The 209-nt window shown below is 64.1% G+C and carries 1 protein-coding gene; it reads right to left on the reverse strand.

Features of this window, described 5'->3' with window-relative positions; translation table 11 throughout:
• A partial coding sequence (locus BHQ18_RS28885; RefSeq protein WP_165614609.1) for a cadherin-like domain-containing protein occupies nt 1-209 on the reverse strand: 209 nt, incomplete at both ends.

Here is a 209-nt window from a genome sequence, read left to right on the forward strand (position 1 = left end):
TGGTGGTCGGTGCGTCGTTGACCGCGTTGACGGTGATGGTGACGGTCGCGGTGTCGGAGTCCTCGGTGCCGTCGTTGACCTTGTAGGTGAACGTGTCGGTGCCGTTGAAGTTTTCGTCCGGGGTGTAGGTGAACGAGCCGTCGTCGTTCAGTGTCAGGGTGCCGTTGGCCGGGCCGCTGACGAGGATGGCTTCGAGGGGGTCGCCTTCG

Origin of the sequence: Mycolicibacterium flavescens, assembly GCF_001722335.1 — a bacterium.
In the GTDB taxonomy this organism is placed as follows: Bacteria; Actinomycetota; Actinomycetes; order Mycobacteriales; family Mycobacteriaceae; genus Mycobacterium; species Mycobacterium flavescens.